Annotated in this window: 20 protein-coding genes; 13 read left to right on the forward strand and 7 right to left on the reverse strand. The window is 35.9% G+C overall.

Features of this window, described 5'->3' with window-relative positions; all coding sequences use genetic code 11:
• Positions 1–36 precede the first annotated feature (36 nt).
• The 7 genes from hisIE to FNW21_RS00750 all read left to right on the forward strand — a co-directional run bounded on the left by hisIE (position 37) and on the right by FNW21_RS00750 (position 9,737).
• Positions 37–636, forward strand: coding sequence for a bifunctional phosphoribosyl-AMP cyclohydrolase/phosphoribosyl-ATP diphosphatase HisIE (gene hisIE / locus FNW21_RS00720; protein ID WP_144254810.1), 600 nt, complete (start codon positions 37–39; stop codon positions 634–636).
• A gap of 173 nt (positions 637–809) precedes the next feature.
• Positions 810–1,916 carry an alpha/beta hydrolase-fold protein gene (locus FNW21_RS00725; RefSeq protein ID WP_235889567.1) on the forward strand — a complete coding sequence of 369 codons (1,107 nt, stop codon included), beginning with the start codon at positions 810–812 and terminating at the stop codon, positions 1,914–1,916.
• Between the two features lie 27 nt (positions 1,917–1,943).
• Positions 1,944–3,377, forward strand: a complete 1,434-nt coding sequence (locus FNW21_RS00730; RefSeq protein ID WP_144254812.1) for a leucyl aminopeptidase family protein — start codon at positions 1,944–1,946, stop codon at positions 3,375–3,377.
• Between the two features lie 10 nt (positions 3,378–3,387).
• The gene (locus FNW21_RS00735; RefSeq protein WP_144254813.1) at positions 3,388–4,602 is read left to right on the forward strand and encodes an ATP-grasp domain-containing protein; all 1,215 of its coding nucleotides are present in this window, start codon (positions 3,388–3,390) and stop codon (positions 4,600–4,602) included.
• 361 nt (positions 4,603–4,963) lie between these two features.
• Complete coding sequence (locus FNW21_RS16485) at positions 4,964–5,269, forward strand: heavy metal-binding domain-containing protein (RefSeq protein ID WP_144254814.1); 306 nt, start codon at positions 4,964–4,966, stop codon at positions 5,267–5,269.
• A 109-nt stretch (positions 5,270–5,378) separates the two neighbouring features.
• Positions 5,379–7,898, forward strand: a complete 2,520-nt coding sequence (locus FNW21_RS00745) for a heavy metal translocating P-type ATPase (RefSeq protein ID WP_144254815.1) — start codon at positions 5,379–5,381, stop codon at positions 7,896–7,898.
• 183 nt (positions 7,899–8,081) lie between these two features.
• Positions 8,082–9,737: a M1 family metallopeptidase gene (locus FNW21_RS00750; RefSeq protein WP_144254816.1), complete on the forward strand. Its 1,656-nt coding sequence runs from the start codon at positions 8,082–8,084 to the stop codon at positions 9,735–9,737.
• A gap of 60 nt (positions 9,738–9,797) precedes the next feature.
• Here the strand turns inward: FNW21_RS00750 and FNW21_RS00755 are convergent, their stop codons facing one another.
• Positions 9,798–10,634 (reverse strand): AraC family transcriptional regulator, encoded by an 837-nt coding sequence (locus tag FNW21_RS00755; RefSeq protein WP_144254817.1) that lies wholly within the window; start codon positions 10,632–10,634, stop codon positions 9,798–9,800.
• A gap of 154 nt (positions 10,635–10,788) precedes the next feature.
• Between FNW21_RS00755 and FNW21_RS00760 the strand changes: the two genes are divergently transcribed.
• Complete coding sequence (locus FNW21_RS00760; RefSeq protein ID WP_144254818.1) at positions 10,789–11,772, forward strand: phytanoyl-CoA dioxygenase family protein; 984 nt, start codon at positions 10,789–10,791, stop codon at positions 11,770–11,772.
• A 103-nt stretch (positions 11,773–11,875) separates the two neighbouring features.
• Here the strand turns inward: FNW21_RS00760 and FNW21_RS00765 are convergent, their stop codons facing one another.
• The 5 genes from FNW21_RS00765 to FNW21_RS00785 form a co-directional block, all read right to left on the reverse strand.
• Positions 11,876–12,631 (reverse strand): LytR/AlgR family response regulator transcription factor, encoded by a 756-nt coding sequence (locus FNW21_RS00765; protein ID WP_144254819.1) that lies wholly within the window; start codon positions 12,629–12,631, stop codon positions 11,876–11,878.
• Positions 12,628–13,638 (reverse strand): sensor histidine kinase, encoded by a 1,011-nt coding sequence (locus FNW21_RS00770; RefSeq protein WP_144254820.1) that lies wholly within the window; start codon positions 13,636–13,638, stop codon positions 12,628–12,630. Before FNW21_RS00770 ends, FNW21_RS00765 begins: the two co-directional genes overlap by 4 nt.
• 67 nt (positions 13,639–13,705) lie before the next feature.
• Positions 13,706–14,356 (reverse strand): SCO family protein, encoded by a 651-nt coding sequence (locus FNW21_RS00775; protein ID WP_144254821.1) that lies wholly within the window; start codon positions 14,354–14,356, stop codon positions 13,706–13,708.
• A complete protein-coding gene (locus FNW21_RS00780) occupies positions 14,325–14,894 on the reverse strand; it encodes a toxin-antitoxin system YwqK family antitoxin (RefSeq protein ID WP_144254822.1) in 570 nt (189 codons plus the stop codon). The genes FNW21_RS00775 and FNW21_RS00780 overlap by 32 nt, the downstream gene beginning before the upstream one ends.
• Positions 14,895–15,662: a YHYH protein gene (locus tag FNW21_RS00785; RefSeq protein WP_144254823.1), complete on the reverse strand. Its 768-nt coding sequence runs from the start codon at positions 15,660–15,662 to the stop codon at positions 14,895–14,897. It abuts the gene before it with no gap.
• Between the two features lie 316 nt (positions 15,663–15,978).
• Here FNW21_RS00785 and FNW21_RS00790 point away from each other — a divergent pair, with 316 nt between their 5' ends.
• Positions 15,979–16,230, forward strand: a complete 252-nt coding sequence (locus tag FNW21_RS00790) for an LUD domain-containing protein (RefSeq protein ID WP_235889568.1) — start codon at positions 15,979–15,981, stop codon at positions 16,228–16,230.
• Between the two features lie 21 nt (positions 16,231–16,251).
• Here the strand turns inward: FNW21_RS00790 and fumC are convergent, their stop codons facing one another.
• Positions 16,252–17,655 (reverse strand): class II fumarate hydratase, encoded by a 1,404-nt coding sequence (fumC, locus tag FNW21_RS00795; protein ID WP_144254824.1) that lies wholly within the window; start codon positions 17,653–17,655, stop codon positions 16,252–16,254.
• Positions 17,656–18,159: 504 nt separating this feature from the next.
• Here fumC and corA point away from each other — a divergent pair.
• The 4 genes from corA (at position 18,160) to FNW21_RS00815 (ending at position 25,501) form a co-directional block, all read left to right on the forward strand.
• The gene (gene corA / locus FNW21_RS00800) at positions 18,160–19,230 is read left to right on the forward strand and encodes a magnesium/cobalt transporter CorA (protein WP_144254825.1); all 1,071 of its coding nucleotides are present in this window, start codon (positions 18,160–18,162) and stop codon (positions 19,228–19,230) included.
• Between the two features lie 56 nt (positions 19,231–19,286).
• Positions 19,287–21,380 (forward strand): phosphate acetyltransferase, encoded by a 2,094-nt coding sequence (gene pta, locus FNW21_RS00805; RefSeq protein WP_144254826.1) that lies wholly within the window; start codon positions 19,287–19,289, stop codon positions 21,378–21,380.
• A 77-nt stretch (positions 21,381–21,457) separates the two neighbouring features.
• A complete protein-coding gene (locus tag FNW21_RS00810) occupies positions 21,458–22,654 on the forward strand; it encodes an acetate/propionate family kinase (protein ID WP_144254827.1) in 1,197 nt (398 codons plus the stop codon).
• A 102-nt stretch (positions 22,655–22,756) separates the two neighbouring features.
• Positions 22,757–25,501, forward strand: a complete 2,745-nt coding sequence (locus tag FNW21_RS00815) for a helix-turn-helix and ligand-binding sensor domain-containing protein (protein WP_144254828.1) — start codon at positions 22,757–22,759, stop codon at positions 25,499–25,501.
• The last annotated feature ends 11 nt before the right edge of the window (positions 25,502–25,512 follow it).

A 25,512-nucleotide genomic window follows, 5' to 3' on the forward strand; every position in this document is an offset into this window, starting at 1 on the left:
TAAGACATTCGACTTTACAACTTTAGACTTAAAAAAATGGAAATAGATTTTTCAAAAAGCGCACACGGATTGATTCCAGCGATTATTCAAGATAGCGAAACTAAAAATGTTTTGATGCTCGGGTATATGAATGCCGAATCCTATCAAAAGACGTTGGACACTCAAAAAGTAACTTTTTACAGCCGATCTAAACAAAGACTTTGGACAAAAGGCGAGGAAAGTGGCAATTTTTTGCATTTGGTTTCTATCAAAAATGATTGTGATAATGATACGTTTTTGATACAAGTGCGACCAGAAGGACCAACGTGTCATACAGGTTTAGATACGTGCTGGCAAGAAGCTAACAATCAGGAATATGGGTTTATTTCAACTTTAGAAAGTACCATCAAAACACGCAGAGAAAATGCCGATTCCGAAAAAAGTTACGTTGCCTCTTTATTCGAAAAAGGCATCAACAAAATTGCTCAAAAAGTGGGTGAGGAAGCCGTAGAAGTGGTGATTGAGGCCAAAGACGATAATGACGATTTGTTTTTGAGTGAAAGTGCCGATTTACTTTTTCATTACTTAATTCTTTTGCAAGCCAAAGGATTTCAATTGGAAGATGTAGTTCAAGTTTTGAAAAGTCGTCAGAAATAAAGATCTTTCGTTTTGATTTAAAATAAGATTCGAAACCAAATTTTTTCAATGAAATATTCCAAAACCCAGTAGCGAATTGATTTGCTATTGGGTTTTGTTTTTTCTTTTTTTTCAAAAAGCAATCCACTATATTTACTTTTTATTTCAAAAACACAAATGCCACGATGCAAGAGATGAGTTCAGCAGAAAAACCGATGCAAGCGGGACTTCAAATCATTTTAACGACCGATGAAGATGATTTACGCCCTGTTTATATTTCGGGAAATTTTAATAATTGGCGTACGCAAGACCCTGATTTTGTTATGGAGCAACTGGGTATTTATTATTATAAATTTATTTTTCCTCCTAATTTTGTGTATCCGTCAAAACTCTTCTATAAGTTTACCAAAGGCGATTGGAGTGAAGTTGAAATTGACAATAACGGAAATCGTACCGAGAATCGTTCGACCAAAATACACCTTGGCATTCAAAAAGAACATGTTCCTAGATGGCGTAAAAACTGGTTGCCGTTTAAACAATCGTTTTTGCCACAAGTACACCTTATTTCGGATGAATTTGAGATTCCGCAGCTCAATAAAACCAGAAAAATATGGGCGTTATTGCCGCATGATTATGACAAAACAGACGAACGATATCCTGTAATGTACTTGCAAGATGCTCAAAATTTATTCAATGAAAAAGCAAAATATGGGAATTGGGAGATTGACAAAAAACTAGCTGTAATGTCCGAATACAAAATTGGAAAAATTATAATTATAGCCATCGAACATGCCGAAGAAGATCGAGTAAAAGAATACAATGTAGGTAAAACTGTTTTAGGAAAAGGAGAAGGTAAGAAATACATTCGTTTTGTAACCGATACCTTGAAACCCTTTGTGGATAGTAACTTTAGAACCAAAAAAGAACGGGAATTCACGGGAATAGGTGGGAGTTCGATGGGCGGTTTGGTCAGCATTTTTAGTGGGTTACGAAATCCCGAAGTGTATGGTAAATTGATGATTTTTTCGCCCTCGTTATGGGTGGTTCCAGAACTGAAAATCAGCAGTCCAAAAAACAAAGCTACCGATACCAAAGTGTATTTGTACGCAGGCGGCAATGAGAGCGAAACCATGCTGGAACAGGTGCAAAAATTCAAAGTTAATATGATGGAAAATGCGTTTGTAAAAGACACGTCACGAATTAATTTGAGCATTAATATGCAGGGAAAACATAGTGAAACGTACTGGAGCGACGAATTTCCAAAGGCGATAGAATGGTTGTTTTTTCAACCCAAATCCTAATTTTTTAGTTTAAAAAAATATCAGAAAATGAAAATAAATACTATTCAGAATTTAGTAGATTTCTCGGGAACGATACTTATTCCAGTGTTTGAAATCGATTCAAAAAGCTCGGAAATCATTTTTTACAATACGGTTTCGGTAGCTTCAAATGTTTTTTTTGGAAAAAAAGATACCCATTATCTCGCTGATGCGAATGGGGTTTTGTATCTTTTTATTGGTTTAGGAAAAGGCATTGATTATAAAACCTTGAAAACTACTTTTAGACGGGTTGCCTCCAAACAAAAAGAGTATTTTGAGGGGAATTTACGATTGGTCATACCGGATCAATTTACGGATAATCAGGTGGAAGCCGCCGTTTCGGGATTGCAATTGGGGACGTATGATTTGGGGCATTTTAAAAGCAAAAAAAGCTTGCATCCGTTTCTAGCGGACGATTTTACGTTGCATTTAGTAACCGAAAAAGATTATTTGGCAACTGCTCAAAAAGCCTTAAAAATCGCCAATGCACAACTAGAAACCTTTGATTTGGTTGATTTACCACCTAATGTGGTCACACCTAAATATTTAAGTAATTGGGCCGAAGAAACAGGAAAAAAATACGGTTTTGAAGTCGAGGTTTTGGGCTATGAAGCTTCCAAAATTGCTGGGTTAGGCGCTTTTTTGGCTGTGGGTAAAGGCAGTGAAAACGAACCGCAGTTTATCATCATGAAATACATTCCAAAAGCTGCAGTGAATGCAATAAAACACGTTGGTTTAGTAGGAAAAGGAATTACTTTTGATACAGGAGGATTGAACATAAAAACCGCAGGAATGCTGCACATGAAATGCGATATGGCGGGCGGTGGAGCGGTTTTTGGGGCGATGCAGCTCATTGCTGATTTGCAATTGCCCATTCAGGTTACCGCGATTGTGCCGTGTGCCGAAAATGCGGTAGATGCAAAATCATTTTTGCCAAGCGATGTCATTCACAGTTACAGCGGTCACTCGATTGAAATTATTGATACGGATGCCGAAGGGCGATTGGTTTTGGCGGATGGATTATCCTATTTAATTCAGAATTTTAATCCTGAATATATTGTTGATATTGCCACTTTAACGGGAAGTAGCATTGGAACTTTTGGGTACGAATGTGGTGCTTTGTTTACCAATAATCAAGAAATTTCTAAAAAAATACAAGCAGCAGGTGATGCAGTAGGAGAACGTTTGTGGCCATTACCGCTTTGGGATGCCTACAAATCCGATATTGATAGCGACATTGCCGATGTTAAAAACTACAGTGGCAAACCCGTTGCGGGAGCAATTAGTGCCGCTAAATTTTTAGAATATTTTACCAAGGAACATCCCGCTTGGGCGCACCTTGATGTTGCTGGCGTAGCCTTTGGTGATGATGAATTTGCAAAAAGTAAACATGCAACAGGGTATGGTGTGCATTTATTGACTAAATTTATTGAAACTCTATAACAATTCAACCATGGAAAACTCTAAAACCTTCGTTTGCATCTCGAATTATTTTAAGGGTGCGGCTTTTTTGACTCATTTGAAAGAACTAGGAAATACCGTTTATCTCGTTACCTCGGAGAAATTACGGGATAAACCTTGGCCTTTTGACCACATAGACGAAGTTTTTTACATGGCGGGACAGGACATCGATTGGAATTTAGAACATTTATTACTGGGCGTTGGCAACCTAATGAAATCCAATAAAATTGATGCCATAGTAGCTCTAGACGATTATGATGTAGAAAAAGCAACCTATTTGCGAGAAAATCTTCGGATAGATGGGATGGGACAAACCACGGGACGCTATTTCCGAGATAAACTGGCCATGCGAATGCGTGCCAAGAGTTGTGGTATTCGCATTCCTGCTTTTTGTTCCTTGTTTAATGATCACGATATCAATACTTTTGCGGATACCATCTCGGATCCGTGGGTTTTGAAACCCCGTTCCGAAGCTTCTTCCACAGGAATTATCAAAGTGTATGATAAGGAAACGCTTTGGATTCATATCAACGAAATGGGGAATAATAGATTCAAGTATTTATTGGAACAATTCAAACCTGGCGATGTGTATCATTGCGATAGTTTGAATTTAGAGAGCAAAGTAATTTTTAGTTTGACCTCGAAATACTTGGCGACTCCAATGGAAATTTCGCAAGGTGGCGGCGTTTTTAGATCGGCAAATATCGCCTATAATTCCGAGGATGATAAAGCCATCAAAAAAGTAAACGAAGCGGTTATGAAAGGCTTTGGACTCAAACATGGTGCTGCTCACACCGAATTTATAAAATGCAATGACGACGGACAAATTTATTTTCTAGAGACTTCCTCAAGAGTTGGCGGAGCACATTTGGCCGAGATGGTTGCGGAGGCATCCAACATGAATCTTTGGGCAGAATGGGCGGCAATCGAGAATGCAATGGTCAAACAAGCCCAATACATTTTGCCAAAAATCAAGAAAGAATACGCTGGAATTGTGTTGACGTTATCCAAGTTTCAGCATCCTGATTTAACCTCTTTTTCGGATCCCGAGGTTTGTTTCAGGGTACCGCTTGACTACCACGCGGGCTTGATAGTAAAGTCCAATAAACACGAAAGAGTTCTGGAATTACTAAATGATTATACCGAGAGATTGGTTCGTGATTTTACAATTGTAGTGGATCAAAAAAAAGTATCTAAATTGCATTAATCATTGATTATGAACACAACAAAGATTTTTAATTTCCTTTAGTTTTAGTTAGAGGAAAATTGAGTCTTGTAGCATTGGCTTTCGCCAAAAGTATTCTTTTTGGCGAGAGTTACTAAAAGCACCCCAATTTTATTCTACTTCGCTATTTTTCCTAATAGCTCCAATCATTTTTTGACATTTCTATACCGCTTTTGTCCAAAGCAAATTCGGTTTTTAAATCTTTATTTTGGTAAAAGGCAAAACAGTTCGATAATTTTAATGTAAATAATACAAATCAAACAGCTAAAGTTGTAACTTTCTAAATACAAACCGTATGTACTTTTATGCGATACAATTTAGGTGTAATTTAAATCAAATAAAAATGAAAAAAATAATCCTTTCAGCTGTAGTAACAGCATTTATAATGGTTTCTTGCAACCAAAAAACTAAAGAAGTAACAACAACCAATTCAGAAATGATGAAAAATGATTCGACTATGATGACAAAAGAAGGAACAACGATAGAGAACGACTCGACAATGATGAAGGACAGTTCTTCTAAAAAAATGATGGCAGAAAGCAGGTTTGCTTGTCCAATGCACCCAGAAGTTCAAGGAAAATTGAACGATAAATGTTCTAAATGCGGCATGAAATTAACCGAACCTGTTGCTGAATCTACAAGTAAATAAAGTCAAGTTTCAACCCATTACTCTTTGTCGAAGTTTTACATTTTAGCAAAGATATTTAAATCAACTTTGCATGACTTACTGGTGAAGTTGGTTTTAATTCTATAAACCAATGACACATAAATACACGATTACAGGAATGAGTTGTGATGGGTGCAAGTCTAAAGTAGAAAAAGCTTTAAACGGAATTGATGGTGTTGAAGCACTTGTTTTTTTAGAAACAAAAGGGGCAACAATTACAATGCAAAAACACCTTCCAATTGCTCAATTTCAAGAAATACTTTCAGCAATTGGTAACTATCAGATTTCTGATTTTGATGAAAAATTAGAGGCAACTTCTAAAAAACCTCCTTTAAATTCAGAATCTAAAAACGATAAAAAAGTTACTTCTTCTACTAGTGATTTGGATGCAAAATACCATTGTCCCATGCACTGCGAAGGCGATAAAAATTATGACAAAGTTGGAGATTGTCCAGTTTGTGGCATGAATTTAGAAAAAGTCCACGAATTGAGCACTACCAAAGCGTTGTTTACATGCCCAATGCATCCCGAAATTATCCAAGACCATTCGGGTGCCTGTCCTATATGCGGAATGGATTTAGTACCACTGAACCCAAGTGATTCTGAAGAACTCAAAACATATAAAAATTTGGTTCTAAAAATGAAAGTGTCAGTTGCATGTACGATTCCTATTTTTATCATTTCAATGATGGAAATGATGGCAAATAATCCATTGCACAAAATACTTCCAGCAATTTATTCTAATTGGGTTCAACTTTTTTTATCTCTTCCCGTAGTATTTTATGCGTGTTGGATGTTTTTTGTTCGTGCCTATAAATCCATCATTACTTGGAATTTGAATATGTTTACATTAATAGGTATTGGTGCTGGCGTAGCGTTTATTTTTAGTTTAGTGGGATTGTTTTTTCCAACTTTATTTCCAACAGAATTTAAAAATACCAATGGATCTGTATCACTTTACTTTGAAGCCACAACTGTAATTTTGACCCTGGTATTGTTAGGACAATTACTCGAAGCCAAAGCACACAGCCAAACAAGTGGTGCAATTAAAGAGTTATTGAAGTTAGCACCAACAGAAGCTACTTTGGTCATCGATGGAAGTGAAAAAATAATATCCATTCACGATATCAAAAAAGGGGATTTATTGCGTGTAAAACCAGGTGATAAAATACCAGTTGACGGAAAAATAACCGATGGCGAAAGCAGTATTGACGAAGCAATGATTACCGGCGAACCCATTCCAGTGGACAAGAAAAGCGGCGATTCAGTAATTGCTGGAACCATAAACGGAAACAAATCGTTTGTAATGCTTGCCGAAAAAGTGGGTTCAGAAACGCTGCTTTCGCAAATTGTGAAAATGGTCAACGATGCCAGCCGATCTAAAGCTCCAATTCAAAAATTAGCCGATAATATTGCTAAATATTTTGTGCCAATTGTGGTTATTACTTCCATAATTACCTTTTTTGTTTGGGCAAAATTTGGTTCCGAACCCAGATACGTTTACGCATTTATAAACGCCATTGCGGTTTTAATTATTGCTTGTCCGTGTGCTTTAGGATTAGCGACACCCATGTCTGTAGTGGTTGGCGTGGGCAAAGGTGCGCAAATGGGAATTTTGATAAAAAATGCCGAAGCACTCGAAAATATGAACAAAGTAACTGTGTTAATAACCGATAAAACTGGAACAATTACAGCAGGAAAACCATCGGTAGAAAAAATGTATGCTGTAAATAATGAGGAAGATAATTTGTTGCAAAACATAGCATCATTAAACCAATACAGCGAACATCCATTGGCGCAAGCAGTTGTAAATTTTGCGAAAACAAAAAATTGTTCATTAATAAAAGTCAACGATTTTGAAGCTATTGCTGGAAAAGGTGTTACAGGAACTGTTGCCAATAAAAAAGTAGCAGTAGGCAATAAAAAACTAATGGAACACGGAAAAGTAACCGTTGCAACCGATTTAGAAAATAAAATTATAGCCGAACAAAAATTAGGAAAAACGGTTTCTTACATTGCAATTGATGGTGTTGGAGTTGGTTTTGTATCTATTTCTGATGCTATAAAAACTTCTAGTGCAGTAGCAATAAAAGAATTAATCCAACAAGGCGTTGCAGTAATTATGCTAACTGGCGACAATGAAAATACCGCTAAAGCTGTTGCAAATGAACTACATTTATCCTCTTTCAAAGCGGGTTATTTACCCGAAGACAAACTAAACGAAATAAAAAAATTACAAGCACAAGGCAAAATTGTAGCCATGGCAGGCGACGGGATAAACGATGCTCCAGCTTTGGCGCAAGCCGATGTAGGAATTGCAATGGGAACAGGAACTGATGTGGCTATTGAAAGTGCCAAAATAACACTAGTAAAAGGGGACCTGCAAGACATTGTAAAAGCCAAAAAATTAAGCCACGCTGTAATGCGAAATATCAAACAAAATTTATTTTTCGCATTCTTCTACAATGTATTGGGTATTCCTATTGCCGCTGGTGTTTTGTATCCATTTTTTGGGATTTTGCTTTCGCCAATGATTGCGGCTTTGGCAATGAGTTTTAGTTCGGTTTCGGTAATCGTAAATGCGTTGCGTTTGCGAAATTTGAAATTATGAAAATGAAATCATTTACACTGTACATTTTATTTTGTATTTTCGAAGACGCTAACAAAGCGCTTAAAATTGTTATGGTTTTATAGGTTTTGAAACGTGTTGTTCTTGAATCACTTTTAATACCATTACTATTTGATAAGCAGTATTGGAGTACAAGTAAACCCATTAAGAAATTAAAATGCTATTATGAAAAAGTACACTCCTTTTATTTGTTTTTTATTGGTAATTAGCAATTTTGCAACCGCACAAGGATTGCTAGAAAAAAAAGAAGCCGCATTTACCAGACAAGATACTTTGCGTGGCAGTATTACCAAAGAACGGGCTTGGTGGGGTGTAAAATACTACCATCTGGATGTAAAAGTAAATCCGTTAGACAGCACTATTACAGGATCTAACACGATTAAATATCAAGTGTTGCAAGAATACAATAGTATGCAAATTGATTTGCAAAATCCTATGGAAATTTATAAAGTTTTGCAAGATGGTGTCCCTTTAAAATACAAAAGAGAAGGCAACGCTTTTTTTATAGAGTTGGTTGCGCCACAAAAAGTAGGAGCTGTAAAAGAGTTAACAGTTTTTTATGGAGGTAAGCCCAAAATTGCGGTAAACCCACCTTGGGATGGCGGTATTACTTGGAAAAAAGATACCAACGGAAAACCTTTTATTGCCTCGTCGTGTCAAGGATTGGGTGCCAGCGTCTGGTGGCCAAACAAGGATCACATGTACGATGAAGTGGAGGGAATGCTCATTAGTGTCAACGTACCTGGCAATTTGACTGATGTTTCTAACGGTCGTTTGCAAAGTGTACAGCAACTCAAAGACGGAACCAAAACCTACAATTGGGTTGTTACCAATCCTATTAATAATTATGGTGTGAACATCAACATTGGGGATTATGCCACTTTTTCGGAGAAATATAAAGGGGAGAAAGGCGATTTGGACTGCACCTATTATGTTTTAAAAGACAATTTAGCTAAAGCCAAAAAACAGTTTCAGGATGTGCCAAGGATGCTCAAAGCCTTCGAGAATTGGTTTGGCCCTTATCCATTTTATGAGGACAGTTACAAGCTTGTTGAAGCCCCCTATTTAGGAATGGAGCATCAAAGTTGTGTGACCTACGGCAATGGTTTTGGCAATGGGTATTTGGGTCGTGATTTGAGCGGAACCGGTTGGGGTTTAAAATTTGATTATATCATTATTCACGAATCTGGACACGAATGGTTTGCTAATAATATCACTTACAAAGACATTGCTGATATGTGGATTCACGAGAGTTTCACGGATTATTCCGAGAGTCTTTTTCTGGAATATTATTACGGTAAAGATGCTGCAAGTACTTATATCAAAGGGCTGCGAAAAAATATTGAGAATACCAATACCATTATTGGAACCTATAATGTAAACAAAGAAGGGTCGGGCGATATGTATTACAAAGGAGCAAATATGCTACACACGCTTCGCCAAATTGTAAATGATGACCAAAAATGGCGCCTGATTTTGCGAGGATTAAACAGTACTTTTTACCATCAGACGGTTACTACAAAGCAAATTGAAGATTATTTGAGTGATAAAATAGATTTGAATTTGAACCCCTTTTTCAACCAATATTTACGAGACATTCGAGTTCCAGTTTTAGAGTATTTTTTTAAGGAAAAACAATTGTATTACCATTGGACAAATTGTGTTTCGGGTTTTACAATGCCAGTAAAAGTGACTTTGAACGGAAAAGAAGAATGGCTAAATCCTACTACTGAATGGAGCCCAATGGGAAGCAATACCGAAAAAGGTAAACTTGAAATCAATTCCAATTTTTATGTCATTGGGTATGATATAACAAATTAATGTTCTTGTAATCCAAACAAAGGTTATCTTTCTTTTTTTGTGAAAAAGAAGGTCAACCTTTTACTTTCTCTTAAACTGGATGGGATTTTCGCCTACTACTTTTTTGAAAATTCTATTAAAGTACGAAAGACTTTCAAAGCCACATTCGTAACAGGTTTCGGTAACGTTTTTATCACTTTTCAAAAGTATTTTGGCTTGTTCGATTCGGTATTGATTCAAGAATTCAGTAAATGTCAAGCGTGTCATTTTTTTGAAATACCTACAAAATGCTGCTTTGGATAAATGCGTCAGTGTTGCTATTTCATCGACTAGAATGGCTCTTTGGTAATTGTTTTCAATAAATTGGTATACCACTTTTAGTCGCAATTGTTCTTTATTATTGTATAAATTTTCGATTGGTGTATCATGCAAAAGTGTTCTTTCATTGGATGTAGCTAGCATTTGGAACAAAGACAAAACGGCAATAAATTGTTCAAAATGGGGCAATAAATGAATTTTCTGGAGTTTTTTGCCTACTTTATCTTTTATGATACCGTTAAAACAAATGACCCTTTTTGACTGCTCAAAAAGTTGATGAATTGCGGCTAATTCTGGAGTGGTGACAAAATCGTTTTTGAAAAAATCTTCTTTAATTTGTAAAACTACCTTTTCGTACTCGGTTTTTATTCCATAATCAAAATTCAAATGTGGAATATTCGAACCTATAAAAACCAAATCGCTTCCTTCAAAATTGCCAACATGATTTCCCACACGGCGCGTACCCTTTGGTGCCACTATAAAAGTCAATTCAAATTCAGGATGAAAATGCCAATAATAAAAATGATTTAATTTTGGATTTACCAATATTCGAAAGGAACTTCCAGCCAATCTTTTGATGTCTTCAAATACTATTTTCATTTCGTAACTATTTATAATTGTTCAAAAAAATCATTATAGGTCTTTAAAAGTACTAAAAATAGCAATATTGTACAAATAGTAGCGATTTTTGTGAAAGTGTTCAACGTGCTAGTTTTTTAATTTTGGACTATTAGTAATTCTCAATAACCCAAAAATGGAAACGAATAACAAAACAATGATGCCAACAATGGCAACCAATAATGCCCACAAGGATATTCCTGGAAATCCATCGACTGCAAAGTCCAGCAGCACGCAATTGAATGATCGATCTAACGGCAAACCACTGCGATTACTTACCGAATCCGATTGGAAATTTTGGATCGAAAACGGGTACATTATCATAAAAAATGCTGTTCCCAAAGAAAATGCACAAAAATTAGCCCGTTTTTTATGGGAATTTGAAGAGAAAGATCCCAACAATCCCGAAACGTGGTATGCGCCACCAAGAGCCGAAATGCAAATGAAAGAACTCAATAACAGTGGCATGGTCGAGTTGTACAACCATCAATACCAATGGGATAACCGCCAAGTGCAAAAAGTGTATGACGCCTTTGTAGACATTTGGGGAACCGAAAAATTGTGGGTTACCATTGATCGAGCCAATCTTAATTTGCCCGTACGACCAGGTTATGATTTCAAAGGATTTATTCACTGGGATTATGATCCAGAGACAAAGCCTCAAAATGTGCAAGGTGTGTTGGCATTGGCAGATCAAATGGATGAGAATATGGGCGGTTTTCAATGTATTCCTGATTTGTATCGCAATTATGACACTTGGAAACTCGCCCAGCCCGAAGATCGGAATCATTTTCAACCGGATGTTACCGGAATGGAAGATCAATTGGTAAAAGTAAAAATGGAAGCTGGCGATTTATTGATTTTTAATAGTACGCAACCCCACGGAATTCGCCCTAATAGAACCAAAGATAAAGTCCGAATGGCGCAATACATCGCCATGATGCCAGCCGAGGAGAAAAACGAAGAATTACGCGAATGGCGAATCAATTCATGGAAAAACAGGATTGCACCCCAAGGATATGCTTTTCCGGGAGACCCGCGTAACTGGGAGCAAACCAAGCAGGAAACGGCTGTGTTAAGTGACCTTGGCAAAAAATTGCTAGGAGTAGAGAAGTGGTAATACCAATTAGTTTGCTACATTTTTGGTACATCTAGTTGTTAAACAAAAGCTCTGGAGAGGCTATAGTCAAGAAGCTGTATTGCTTCTTGGCTGCTCTCGGAATTTAATTATCCAACCATTTTTTGAAATCATTAACCCGTTCTCGGCTTACAATTCTGGAATCAGTATTTAAAAATTTAGTTGCAATAGAAAGCCGACTATTAAAATAAGTACTTACTTTTTCGATGGATTGAATGTTTAGAATTATTTTTCTATTGATTCGGAAGAAATTTTTGGGTTGCAACATTGTTTCCAGTTGGTCTAAAGTATAATCAATCAGATGGTGATTTCCTTTATTGGTTACCAAAAATGACAAGCTTTCTTTGGTTTCAAAATGATGAATTTCTTCGATTTTTATTGTGTCAATGGTTTGACCTGATTTGACTAAAAAGCGTGTTTTATATTCTTTATTCAGTTGTTGATACGCTGTTGCAATACTCGAAATCAGGTCTTTATTTCCTGATTGTTGTTGCTTTTTGAACTTTTCTACAGCAAATTGTAAATCCTGTAATGCAATTGGTTTCAATAAATAATCGATGCTGTTTTGTTTGAAAGCCTGAATCGCATAATTATCGAAAGCGGTAGTAAAAACAACAGGAATCTCAAGTGCTATTTGGTTGAAAATCTCAAAACTGTTGCCGTCCGCCAAATGAATGTCCATAAAGATTAAATCGGCAGTTAATCCTTCCTTGAAGGCGGTTACAGAAGTTTTAATGGTGTCAAAATACTTGATTACAGTTATTGATGGGTCTATTTTCTGCAAAAGAACGGTTAAATGTTCTGCCGATAATTTTTCGTCTTCTATTATTACAACTTTCATTTTCTTTCGATTAAAGGCAAAATTACTTTAAAAGTTGCTCCATTGTTAGTAACGACAACTTTTTCATCGGTAAAAAAGGAATACCGTTGTTCAATATTTTTCAAACCTGTTTTGGTGCTGTCGGCAACGTTGTTTCTAGGCAAAATAGGGTTTTCGATGATTAATGAATTGTTCTGGGTATAAATCAAAACTTGCAACGGATTGGCTTGCGAGGTTTCATTGTGCTGAATGGTATTTTCGACCAACATTTGCAAACACATTGGTAATAAAAAATCATTTTTCTTGCTTTCTTCCACATTAATTTCGAACAAAATACTGTCTTCAAATCGGATTTTTTGCAAATAAATATAATGATTTATAAAATCCAATTCGTCTTGCAAAGGAACTAATTCTGCATTTTTAGAATCCAAAACATAGCGATAAACTTTGGCTAATTCATTGATAAAATGGGCAGCTTTGTCTTGATTTTTATACACTAACGAAGTCAAAACGCTCAAATTATTGAATAAAAAATGAGGATTCAATTGGTTTTTTAGGTTTTCTAATTGCGCATTGGCACTTTCGGTTTTGTATTTTTCGACTTCGAGTAAACTGTTTTTCAGGGAATTGAAAAATTCATTTCCAATTTTAAACGCTAAAATACCAAAGGTAAAAAAAATGGCTGGCGGAAAAATCTCCACCATTTTCCGATTGATGATTCGACCATCGCCAAATCGCAATTGATGCAACAAATACATCAAAAAAAACAAACTAATAGAAGTGAAAATTGCGGAAAGAAAAGCCTGAATAAGCAACCTTTTTCTAGCGTTTTCAATCCAAGGACATCTAGTATTCAGAGCGTTGTCGATAGCATCATTTCCTAGCCAAATGATTAAAATAATGGCAATCATAAACGGTAAATCCCACTGCAAAAAATGGTCTAACCTAAAAAACAGTAATTTAAAAAAGAATGCAATTGCAATCGCAACTCCTAATTTATATAGTATTTTGAATTTTGAATGCTTCATTGTTTCTTAAAACTGCAATTTATAAATAAAATAGAAATAAATAGAACTGGTAAATAAAACTCTTTTTCTAATTGTTTTCTTTTTCCAATGTTTTAATATCGTCCAGCATTTGTTGCATTTCCAACTCCAAAGTTCCGTTGTAAATACCTCTTATTCTTTTGGTTTTATCAACCAAAATAAAATGTTCCGTATGCAGGAATTCGTTGCTGTCTTTGCTAAAGCCAATATCTTCCTCTGCAAAATAGGATTTGCGAGCCAGACTGTAAATGTCATTTTTAGAACCGGTCAGAAAATGCCAATTTGGGTTGGTAATTTTATTTTTGGCTTTATATTTCTTCAAAACACTAGGTGTGTCAATCCAAGGCGTAACGGAATAGGACAACAAAACAATATCGGAATGGTTTTTTAGGCTGTCGTTTACAATTTTTAAGTTCGTTGTCATTTTTGGACAAATGCTGCCGCAAGTCGTGAAAATAAAATTGGCAATATGAATTTTTCCTTCTATTTTTTTTTGAGAAATCAAAGTACTGTCTTGATCCAAAAAAGAAAAATCGGCAATGGTGTGTTTTATTTTAGATTCCATTTCGGATGTATTGGTCAGGAATATTGGCGTAAAATCGGGTTCGTTATAGTATGGCAAATCAATTGTATCCGCTTTTTTATTTAAACAACTCACCAACAACAAACTACTTAACAACAAAAATACTATCCGATACATTTTTACAATTTTTAGTTCCCAATAAACCATATCTTTTTCCTTTTATAATTACATAGTTGGCTCTAATTTTGCCATTATCATACCATAATTTCTGGCTTCCTTCTTCCTGACCGTCTTTAAAATGAGCCAAATGAGTTAATTTCCCATCGAAAGTCCATTCGCTTAATTCGCCTTCGTAGGCATCATTTTTGGCAACAAATTCAAAGCGTTTGTTTCCGTTTTCCCAATAGGCAATTTGTTTTCCGTTCTTTTTTCCATTGAAATAGACACGTGATTCCATCAGTTGTTTGTTGGGATACCATTTTTTGCAAATGCCACACAATTGTCCGTTGATAAAACCTTCTGAAGAAATAGTGTCTCGATTGGGATACAATTCAAATAGAAAACCAGAGTATTTTTCTTTGTTAAAATAGACAACATCATTCAAAACCGTAATTTCTTTGGATGATTTTAGGCTATAGGTTTTAGGTACTTTTGGCTCTTTCTTGGAACAAGAACAAACCAAAAGTGCTAAAACATAAATTTTAAAAAATTTCATTTATTGTGAAATGGTTCCAGGTGTTCCGTAAAATCCGTTTCCGTTTAAATAGGGTGCTTCATTGGTAAAATGATAATGATAAATCCCATTTGGATAATCAACCGTGGCGTGGGTGTGACCGTGATATACGTCTAAAGTGGCATTGGTAACCACCGTTCCGTTCTCTTCTTGTGGACCATAAACTGGAAAACCATCCAATAAAAAACCCATCAAACCTGATTTGGTGGACTTTACAGTGGTCAAATACAATGGCTCGACGTGGTAATGATAGACTCCTTGTTGTTGCGGATGCCCGTAATATTTGTCAAAAGAGGCAATTTCTCCAGCCAAAACTTGGTTGTTAGGTCCCGCATATTGATTGAAAAATGCCACTCCGTTTATGGCAATACCAATGGCACCCAAAGGCGTTGCAGCGTGTGTTGATGCCACTACAGGATTCAAAGGAATTTTGATTGTGGTGGTTTGTTCTATAATAGAATTTGGATTTTTGACAAAAGTATTTCCGTCAAAAGTGGTTCCAGAATAGGATTCGTACAACGCATTTGTGGTTGGATAATAAGCGCTTTTATGATCTGGTAAATCCTTTGTTTTAATGTAAATATAGGTTCTGTCACTGGTAATACTGGTCGCTCCGTATATTTTTTTATAGACTGCAGGCACTTCTACAGTTGCAGTTGTTGTATCTGTGCTGTCATTATTGCTACAACTTATGATACTACCAAAAGCAATCCCGATAACCGCTAAAGCACTGATTTTTAAATTTTTCATACTTGTCTTTTTAAGATTTCTTCAAAAGTATTGTTTTTATTTGCTTTTCAAAAGTTACTTTATGTTGAGTTGTAGAAAAATCGTGTTGAGTTGTAAAAGCTTTTTCTCAAGGCATAAGCTATGCGTATCATTATCTTTTAATTACTGGTTTTTTAAATTCAATTGATAAATACAAAAGTTAAGAAACTAATAAAGAATTAAATACTTTCCCAGAATTAATAGCAATAGCAAATACGGATTGGTTCCATGATGATCCACACACTTTGATGATGTTGAATTGACATTGGTAAAAGCACATTTTGGAGTTGCCTAAAATTTGGCTCTTTGGGTAACTGATGCCTTGTTAGGGCAACGTATTTCGGTATTTATCCCGCAATATTTAGCAATAATAGTGCATAAAAATGCTATTTTAGCAACGACGCATCAAGCCTACGAACGCATCGGGAATCAAGAATATGGTTTTGGGACTTTTATAGCGGGACCATCAAAAACTTCCGATATTGAGCAATCCTTGGTACTTGGTGCTCATAGTGCAAGAGGATTGATGGTATTTATTATGGAGGAGTAGCTTTTTTTTGGCCTTTAAAATTTATATTTTTTTCAAATTTCCTACCATTTCCTCGGGTTTTACCCACGCATCAAAATCCTCGGCTGTCACGTATCCCAAACGGACTGCTTCTTGCTTTAATGTAGTTCCGTCTTTGTGAGCGGTTTGTGCAATTTCTGCGGATTTGTAATAGCCAATTTTAGTATTCAATGCCGTAACCAACATCAAGGAATTGTTGACCAACTCCTCGATGCGCTTGTAATTTGGCTCAATACCGCTGGCGCAATGTACCGCAAACGACACGCAAACATCCCCTAATAACCGTGCAGATTGCAAGAAATTAGCTGCCATAACGGGTTTGAAAACATTTAATTCATAGTGTCCCTGCATGCCACTAACGGTTATAGCGACATCATTACCCATTACTTGAGCACAAACCATTGTTACGGCTTCGCATTGTGTAGGATTCACTTTTCCAGGCATAATAGAAGAGCCTGGTTCGTTCTCGGGAATATGGATTTCTCCAATGCCTGAACGTGGACCAGAGGCTAACATACGGATATCATTTGCAATTTTATGTAACGAAACCGCTATTTGTTTCAATGCACCGTGACTTTCAACAATGGCATCATGTGCCGCCAAAGCTTCGAATTTATTGGGCGCAGTACGAAAGGGATGTCCTGTGAAATGGGCAATATATTCAGCTACTTTTACATCATAACCTGTTGGCGTATTCAATCCAGTTCCCACTGCTGTTCCTCCAAGAGCGACTTCGGATAGGTGGGGCAATGTATTTCGTAAGGCTTTTAAACCGTAATTTAATTGCGCCACATATCCTGAAATTTCTTGACCCAAAGTAAGTGGTGTTGCATCCATCAAGTGAGTACGACCAATTTTTATGACAGCATGAAAAGCTACTGCTTTTTCATGTAGTGTGTCTCTTAATTTTTCGATACCCGGAATGGTTGTTTCTACTACTGCCTTGTAAGCTGCGATGTGCATGGCAGTAGGAAAAGTATCATTTGAGGATTGTGATTTATTGACATCGTCATTGGCTTTGATAAATGGTTCTCCTTCGCCAATAGCAAAACCCTTTAAAACCTGTGCCCGATTAGCAATAACCTCGTTTACATTCATATTGCTTTGTGTTCCTGAACCTGTTTGCCAAATGACTAATGGAAATTGATTAGTCCATTTTCCCGCTAAAATTTCATCACAAACTGCAGCAATGGCATCTCGTTTTTCAATTGGTAAAACTCCCAAATCACAATTAGCATAGGCAGCCGCTTTTTTTAAATAAGCAAAACCTTCAATGATTTCAAGTGGCATCGACGCAGCTGAACCAATTTTGAAATTGTTTTTGGAACGCTCCGTTTGTGCTCCCCAATACTTATCGGCAGGAACGGGAACGGCTCCCATAGTGTCTTTTTCTATCCTGAATTTCATAGTGTGATTTTTAATAAAAATGGAAATACTAGCTCAAATTTAATGATTACAACTGTGGTAAAGGTGTATTTATGGAAAAGAAAAAGGGGAATTGCTTTTGATATTGAAGAAAGGAATAGCTTACAATGGAGTTGCTATTTTTTTATTTCCCAAAAAAAAATGATTTATCTCATAAAAGTAGCTCTTATTTTGAAATAACTTTGTATTTTATAAAAATTAGATTCTTCGCCTAAAACAGTGGAATTTTAAGAAGGCATTTGTTTCAGGTATTAAAAGAATCTGCTAAATCTGCTAAATCTGCTAAATCTGCGTGAAAAATGGCACGCAGATTTAGCAGATTTATCAAATGAGTTGGTTATCGAAATTTGATTTTCCACTAATTATGGCGAAGAGCCAAAAATTATCGAAAAATAGGTTTTCATTTTATAAAAATCAAAAGTTGAATTTAGAGTTCGGTTTTAAAAGATTTTCGTAATATTACTACTTCAATCATTAGCTCATAAGATGCGTAAAATCAAGTACAAAAAGGGTAGAAAGTCCCAACCATATTCGCTAGAATATACGGGTATTCATAAAAGCAAGGATTCCGAAATGCAATTGTTTACCTATAATGATACTTTTTTTTCGGAATCGGATGATTTTGTCATTGCCAATTTAGATAAAAAACAGGATCCTCACAAGAATTATTGGCTCAATATTCATGGACTCAATGACCTAGAATTGCTTCAGGAAATAACGACTCATTTTGAGATAGATAATTTTTTGTTGTCGGATATCTTAAACACGACCAAAAGAACCAAAATCGAAGAGCAAGACGAAGTGTTGTTTTTTAATATCAAATCGATTTTACCAACCGAAAATTCAGATAATATCAGCGTTGAGCAAATAAGTTTTGTTTTGAAAGAAGGTGTTTTGATTTCATTTCAAGAAAAAAGATCGGACTTTTTTACGCACATCCGAGAGCGAATTCGACTACATACGGGCATTGTGCGCAAAAAGAAAGTCGATTATTTGTTGTACATTTTACTCGATTCAATTATGGAGAATTTCTATGTAACATTAGAAAATGAGGAAAATAATCTGGAGGAATTGATTAATACGACCAAAAAAAGTGCCGATCCCGTTATTTTGGAACGCATAGAGAAACATCGTGATAATTTCAATTTCTTGAAACGGTCTATCATTCCGTTGCGGGACTCGTTGTATAACATCAAAAACATCAAGTTCGACAACGTTTTTAATGCCATTGAGGAGGATAATTTTAGCTTTTTTGATCGGTTGCACCAAAAGAGTTTGGAATTATTGGAACAAATTAATTCGGATATGGGCTCATTAGAAAGTGCTTCCAATTTCTATTTCTCGGCGCAAAGCAACAAGATGAACGAGATTATGAAAACCTTGACCATCGTTTCGGCCATTTTTATTCCAATGACTTTTATTGTAGGTGTTTATGGAATGAATTTTGATAATATGCCCGAATTGCGTTATCAAAACGGCTATTATACCGTTATAGGAATCATGGTTTTTATAGGTGTTGTCATGTTGATTTATTTCAAAAAAAGACGCTGGTTTTAATTTTTGGGTAGCACCAAAACAGTGCAAATGTTTAAATTTTTTAACGAATAAAAAGAATGAATAAAGCAATATACATAGCCACAAGCGAGCACAATTGTGGCAAATCAATTATTACGTTGGGCTTGATGCAAATGTTGATTGGAAAAACTGCCAAAGTAGGGTATTTTCGCCCCATCGTAGAGGATTTTGAAGATGGAAAAGCCGACAATCATATCGAAACGGTGATTACCCATTTTGGTTTAGACATAGCCTTTGAAGATGCTTTTGCTTTTACCAAAAGCAAGTTAATCAAAAAGAAAAATAAAGGTAAAATAGGGGAGGTTCTCGATGTAATTATCGAAAAATACAAACGATTAGAGGAACGTTTTGATTTTGTTTTGGTTGAAGGAACCAGTTTTACAGGCGAGGGAACCGCTATTGAATTAGGTATTAATGTGTTGATTGCCAAAAATTTAGGAATCCCAACCTTAATTGTAGGTTCAGGAGTAAGCAAAACGTTAGATGAACTGGTAGATAGCTTGTATCTTGCCTATGATACTTTCAAAGTAAAAGAAGTAGAAGTCATTGCCGTCATTGCTAATAAAGTGCAGAACGAGAACATCAATTTAGTCACTTTGGGATTGCAAAAAAGTTTGCCTGAATCCGTTTTAGTCAATGCTATTCCGTTGATTTCGAGTTTGAACAATCCTACAATACAAGAAATTGTAAATGAGTTGGGTGCTACCGTTTTGTTTGGTAGTGAGTATTTGAATAATCAAACAGGAAGTTACAGTATTGGTGCTATGCAATTGCCCAATTACTTGACGCATCTCAAAGAAAATGCTTTGGTTATAACACCTGGTGATCGTGCAGATATTATTTTGGGTGCTTTGCAAGCCAATGAATCGGTTAATTATCCTTCGGTTTCGGGAATTGTGCTTACAGGGAATATATTGCCCGAGGAAAGTATTTTGAAATTGATAGAAGGACTTTCGACTGTTGTTCCCATTTTTACGGTCGAAAGAGGAACGTATCATATTGCCAATCAAATAGGTGCGATTCAATCCAAAATTTATGCTAATAATTTACAAAAAATAGAAACCTCGATTACTACCTTCGAAAAATATGTCGATTTAGACAGACTGTCCGAGAAGCTAATTACGTTTGAAGCCGAGGGAATAACCCCAAAAATGTTTCAGTACAATTTGGTCAAAAGAGCCAAAAAACACCGCAAACACATTGTTTTACCCGAAGGAAATGATGATCGAATTCTCATAGCTGCCTCTCGCTTATTGGCGATGGATGTGGTTGATATTTCGATTATTGGCAACAAAAAACAAATTGAAAGTAAGGTTGTAGAACTAGGTTTGGATTTCGATTTTTCGAAAATTGCGATCATCAGCCCTATTAAATCTCCTTTTTATGATGATTATGTAAACACCTATTATGAGTTGCGAAAAGCCAAAAATGTAACCATAGGAATGGCCAAAGATTTGATGGAGGATGTGTCGTATTTTGGTACGATGATGGTCTACAAAGGACATGCTGACGGGATGGTTTCTGGGGCTTCACATACCACGCAGCACACGATTTTGCCCGCTTTGCAGTTTATAAAAACCAAGCCCAATTCCTCGGTGGTATCCTCGATTTTCTTTATGTGTTTAGAGGATCGGGTTTCGGTTTTTGGAGATTGTGCCATCAATCCTAATCCTACGGCGGAACAATTGGCAGAAATTGCTATTTCCTCCGCCGATTCTAGTTTGGCTTTTGGCATTGAACCAAAAATTGCTATGTTGTCCTATTCATCAGGGGCATCTGGCAAAGGCGATGAGGTGGATAAAGTTCGTACTGCAACCGCTATTGTAAAACTAAAACGTCCCGATTTAAAAATTGAAGGCCCCATTCAATATGATGCTGCTGTAGACATTACGGTTGGAAAAAGTAAAATGCCCAATTCGGAAGTGGCAGGTCAAGCCAGCGTGTTGATTTTTCCAGATTTGAACACTGGAAATAATACCTACAAAGCGGTACAAAGGGAAACGGGTGCATTAGCCATTGGTCCCATGTTGCAAGGATTGAACAAACCCGTCAACGATTTGAGCCGTGGCTGTACCGTTGACGACATCATTAATACGGTGGTTATTACGGCTATTCAAGCGCAAGGATTGTAGAAAAGGGCGATTAAAAACAAATACAACTACGACTTTTGCTTTTGTAGCAAAAAAGTAAATAAACATTATAATCAAGCATGAAAATAGTAATTATCAATTCAGGGAGTTCGTCTATAAAATACCAATTAATCAATATGCCTACCAACGAAGTCATTTGTAGCGGAATGATTGACCGCATTGGATTAGAAACGTCCAATTTAAGTTATGTAACCCATGCTGTAAAAATAGAAGAAGTCTTGCCTATTCCCAATCACAAAGTGGGATTAGAGAAAATTGCGCAGTTGCTCATGAGTGATGAAGTAGGGGTTATTAAATCGACATCGGAGGTTATTGCTGTGGGACATCGCGTGGTGCATGGCGGTAGCACGTTTTCGAATACGGTTAGGATTGACAGTGATGTGAAAGCCAAAATTCAGCAACTTTGTGACCTTGCTCCTTTGCACAATCCAGCTCATTTAGAGGGAATACTGGTTGCCGAATCCATTTTTGCGGAAGCGGAACAAGTAGCCGTTTTTGACACCGCTTTTCATCAAACCATACCTGCCGTTGCTTATAAATATGCCATTCCCAATGCTTTATTGACCGAAAATAAAATCCGAGCTTATGGTTTTCACGGAACTTCACATAAATACGTTTCGGAGAAATCGATAGCATACTTGAAATCAGTTGGTAAACCGTACGGCAATTGCATCACGATACATTTAGGTAATGGTTGTAGTATTACGGCTGTAAAAGACGGAAAAAGTGTGGATCATTCTATGGGATTTAGTCCCAGTAATGGTTTAATTATGGGCACTCGAAGTGGCGATGTGGATCAATCGGTGTTGTTTTATTTAGTCAATTCGTTAGGATATACACTGGATGAAGTCAATACGCTATTGCAAAAACAAAGCGGTATGCTCGGACTTACGGGATACAGTGATTTGAGAGATATTGAAGCCCAAGCCGAAGTCGGAAATACGGAATGTCAATTAGCGCTAGCGATGAATGCGTACCGAATCAAAAAATATATTGGATCCTATACGGCTGTTTTGAATGGTCTTGATGCCATTATTTTTACCGCTGGAATTGGCGAAAATTCCTCAAACATCAGGAAATTAGTTTGCACGGATATGGATTATTTTGGGATTGATTTAGACCAAAATAAAAATGAAGTTCGTTCCAAAGAAATTCGGGAAATTAATAGGGGTGATGCCAAAGTAAAAATTCTTGTAATTCCAACCAACGAGGAATTAGAAATTGCCAATCAAGTCTATGAATTGTTACTGCGTTAAAAAACGGAATAGTATGTAGAAAAGAAAGTCACTATTGAGGTGGCTTTTTTTATGCATTATATTCAATAATTGTAGTTATATTTGGCTATAAATCTATTTATTGTGACGCTACAACAACTTCGTTTTTTCGTTTTACTTTTTATATCACTTCCCGTTTTTTCGCAGGAATTGCTTCCTTTTGTCGAAAATTACAACAAGTCCAATTACCAAGGCGACAATCAAATTTGGAATGTGGCTCAAGGAAATGACAAAGCCATGTATTTTGCCAATAATTATTACTTTTTGCGTTACGATGGTGTAAAATGGGAAAAATACAGCTTGCCCAACAAAACAATTATTCGATCCGTGATGGCTGATGGCAACCTAATTTATTCCGGATCTTACAAAGAGTTTGGGTATTGGTTTAGAAAGGAAGGGAAGATGCATTATGTTTCTTTATCGAATAAAAATAAAGTTTTTGAGGATAAAGACAATGAGGAAATATGGAAAATTTTTAAGTTCAAAAAAAGTATTTTTTTCCAATCTTTTAATCAAATTTTTGAGTTTGATGGTCAAAAAATTACGACCACCAAGTTCCCCTTTTTAATTTCATATTGCTTTCCTGTTGCAGATCATTTGTATGTAGCATCGGTCGAAAAAGGAGTATATGAATTAACGAATCACAAAGTCGTACCAGTAGTTGGGTTATCACTTTTAGAAAAAAATGTAATTCATTCTATTCAAAAATTTCAGGACAAAACCTATTTTTTTACCAGAGAAAATGGCGTTTTTGTGTTACAAAACAAAATTTTGAAACCCTGGAATGCACCCTTGAATACCATTTTAAAAACGGCGAATATCAATGTCACTCTTTTTACCAAAAACGAAAAATTAGTCATAGGAACTGCCAATAAAGGACTTTATATTTATGATTTAAAAACCAATACCTACCAAAACATTAATAGAAATAATGTGTTAATGAACAACTCTGTTTTGAGTATTGGCTTGGACAAAGAGAATGATTTGTGGTTGGGCTTGGACAACGGAATTGCCCACATAGAAGTCAATTCGCCCATTGCATTATTTTATGACAGTTCAGGCGATTTGGGCTCCGTATATTCTGTGGCTACTACTGCCAACGGGTATTTGATGGCTTCTAACCATGGAATTTTTAAATATGAAGCCAAAAAATTATCGTTATTGCCCAATGCGCAAGGGCAAGCTTGGAACATTAGTAAAATCAAAAACACTTTTTTGATAGGACATAACGAAGGTACTTTTACCTATCAAAATGGGGTGTTGACAAAATTGAATTCGGTTAGTGGCGGTTGGAATTTGAATAAAAGTAGTATTAATTCTGTTTATTTTCAGGCTAATTACAATGGTGTTTTTATGTATAATGATGAGTCAAATTTAGAAAAAATTACGCTCATCAATAATTTGCAAAAACCAATTAAATATGTTGCCCAAAACACCAAAAATGAGATTTGGGCAGCCGATAATTACCGTGGGCTATATCGAGTGGTATTGAATGATCAAAATCAAACGCTCCAAGTGACCAATATTACGCAACAAGGCAAAATCACCAATGATTTTGGGGTCAAAATATTTGGGTTTAGAAATGAAATCCTTTTTTTAATTCATGGTTCTTGGTACACCTATAATTCGCTAACCAATCAATTGGAAAAAAATGCCCTTTTTAATACCAATTTCAAAAATGTTTCCGATATAGTAGCCATAGATGCTGCTAATTTTATGGTCTTGCAACAAGGACTTTTGTATCATGTAGCTGCAACAGATCAAACCTTTACACGAACACTTATTCAAGAGAAATATTACAAAGGAAAAATTATAAACGATAATTTAAGGGTTTTTAAAAACGACAATACGTACCTTTTAAATTTAGACGATGGCTTTATTTCGCTTCCATTGCATTACGCAAAAATCCCAAAAACAAACTTAAAAATAGAATTATATAATGAAGGTAAATTGGTGCCTAATAATTCAAAAATTAGATTCAATACCGAGTTAACTATTAATGTAATTACAGGTATTTATGGTGCAACAAGTCCTAATTTGACGTATAAAATAAATGGTTCTAAAGACTTTTTACCCATTATTAATGGTTTATTGGTTCTCAATACGCTCACTAGCGGTACCTATGCAGTAACGATTTACGACCACGATGGTTTGCATTATAATACGGTTGCCAATTTTCAGTTTACGGTAGCAAATCCTTGGTATTTTTCGTTTTGGATGATTTTACTGTATTTAGTGCTCATAGGATGCATCTTGTATTTGTATTATAAATGGAATAAGATGCGCTACATTCAAAAATTAGAATTGCGGGAAGAAGAGCTAAAACACCAAAAGAAAATATTAGAAATAGAATTAAAAACCGAGAATGATTTGAATACCAAACAATATGAAAAACATATTCTGGAGCTAGAATTGCAAACAAAATCCTCTGAAATTACGGGTAAATCACTTTCAATTGCGAAACAAAGCGAAATGATAGAGAATATCAACAGTATTCTAGACTCTGAATCGGATTTTAACAAACTGAAAAGTGAAATCAAGAAAGCCATAAAAATCAATGCGGTTAACAAACACGAATGGGAAACTTTTGAAACCAACTTGAGCCAAATCAACAATGAGTTTACGGTAAACTTGACCAAAAAATACCCTAATTTAACCCCAAAGGACATCAAGCTCTGTATTTATTTGAAAATGAATCTTTCGTCAAAAGAAATTGCTCCTATGATGAACATCTCCTTTCGCGGTGTAGAACTCCATCGGTACCGTCTTCGCAAGAAATTAAACCTCACTCAAGAAGAAAATTTGTCTAAATTTTTAGTATCGGTATAAATAAGTCTGTT

The sequence above is a fragment of the Flavobacterium restrictum genome, from assembly GCF_007097245.1.
Lineage (GTDB): Bacteria > Bacteroidota > Bacteroidia > Flavobacteriales > Flavobacteriaceae > Flavobacterium > Flavobacterium restrictum.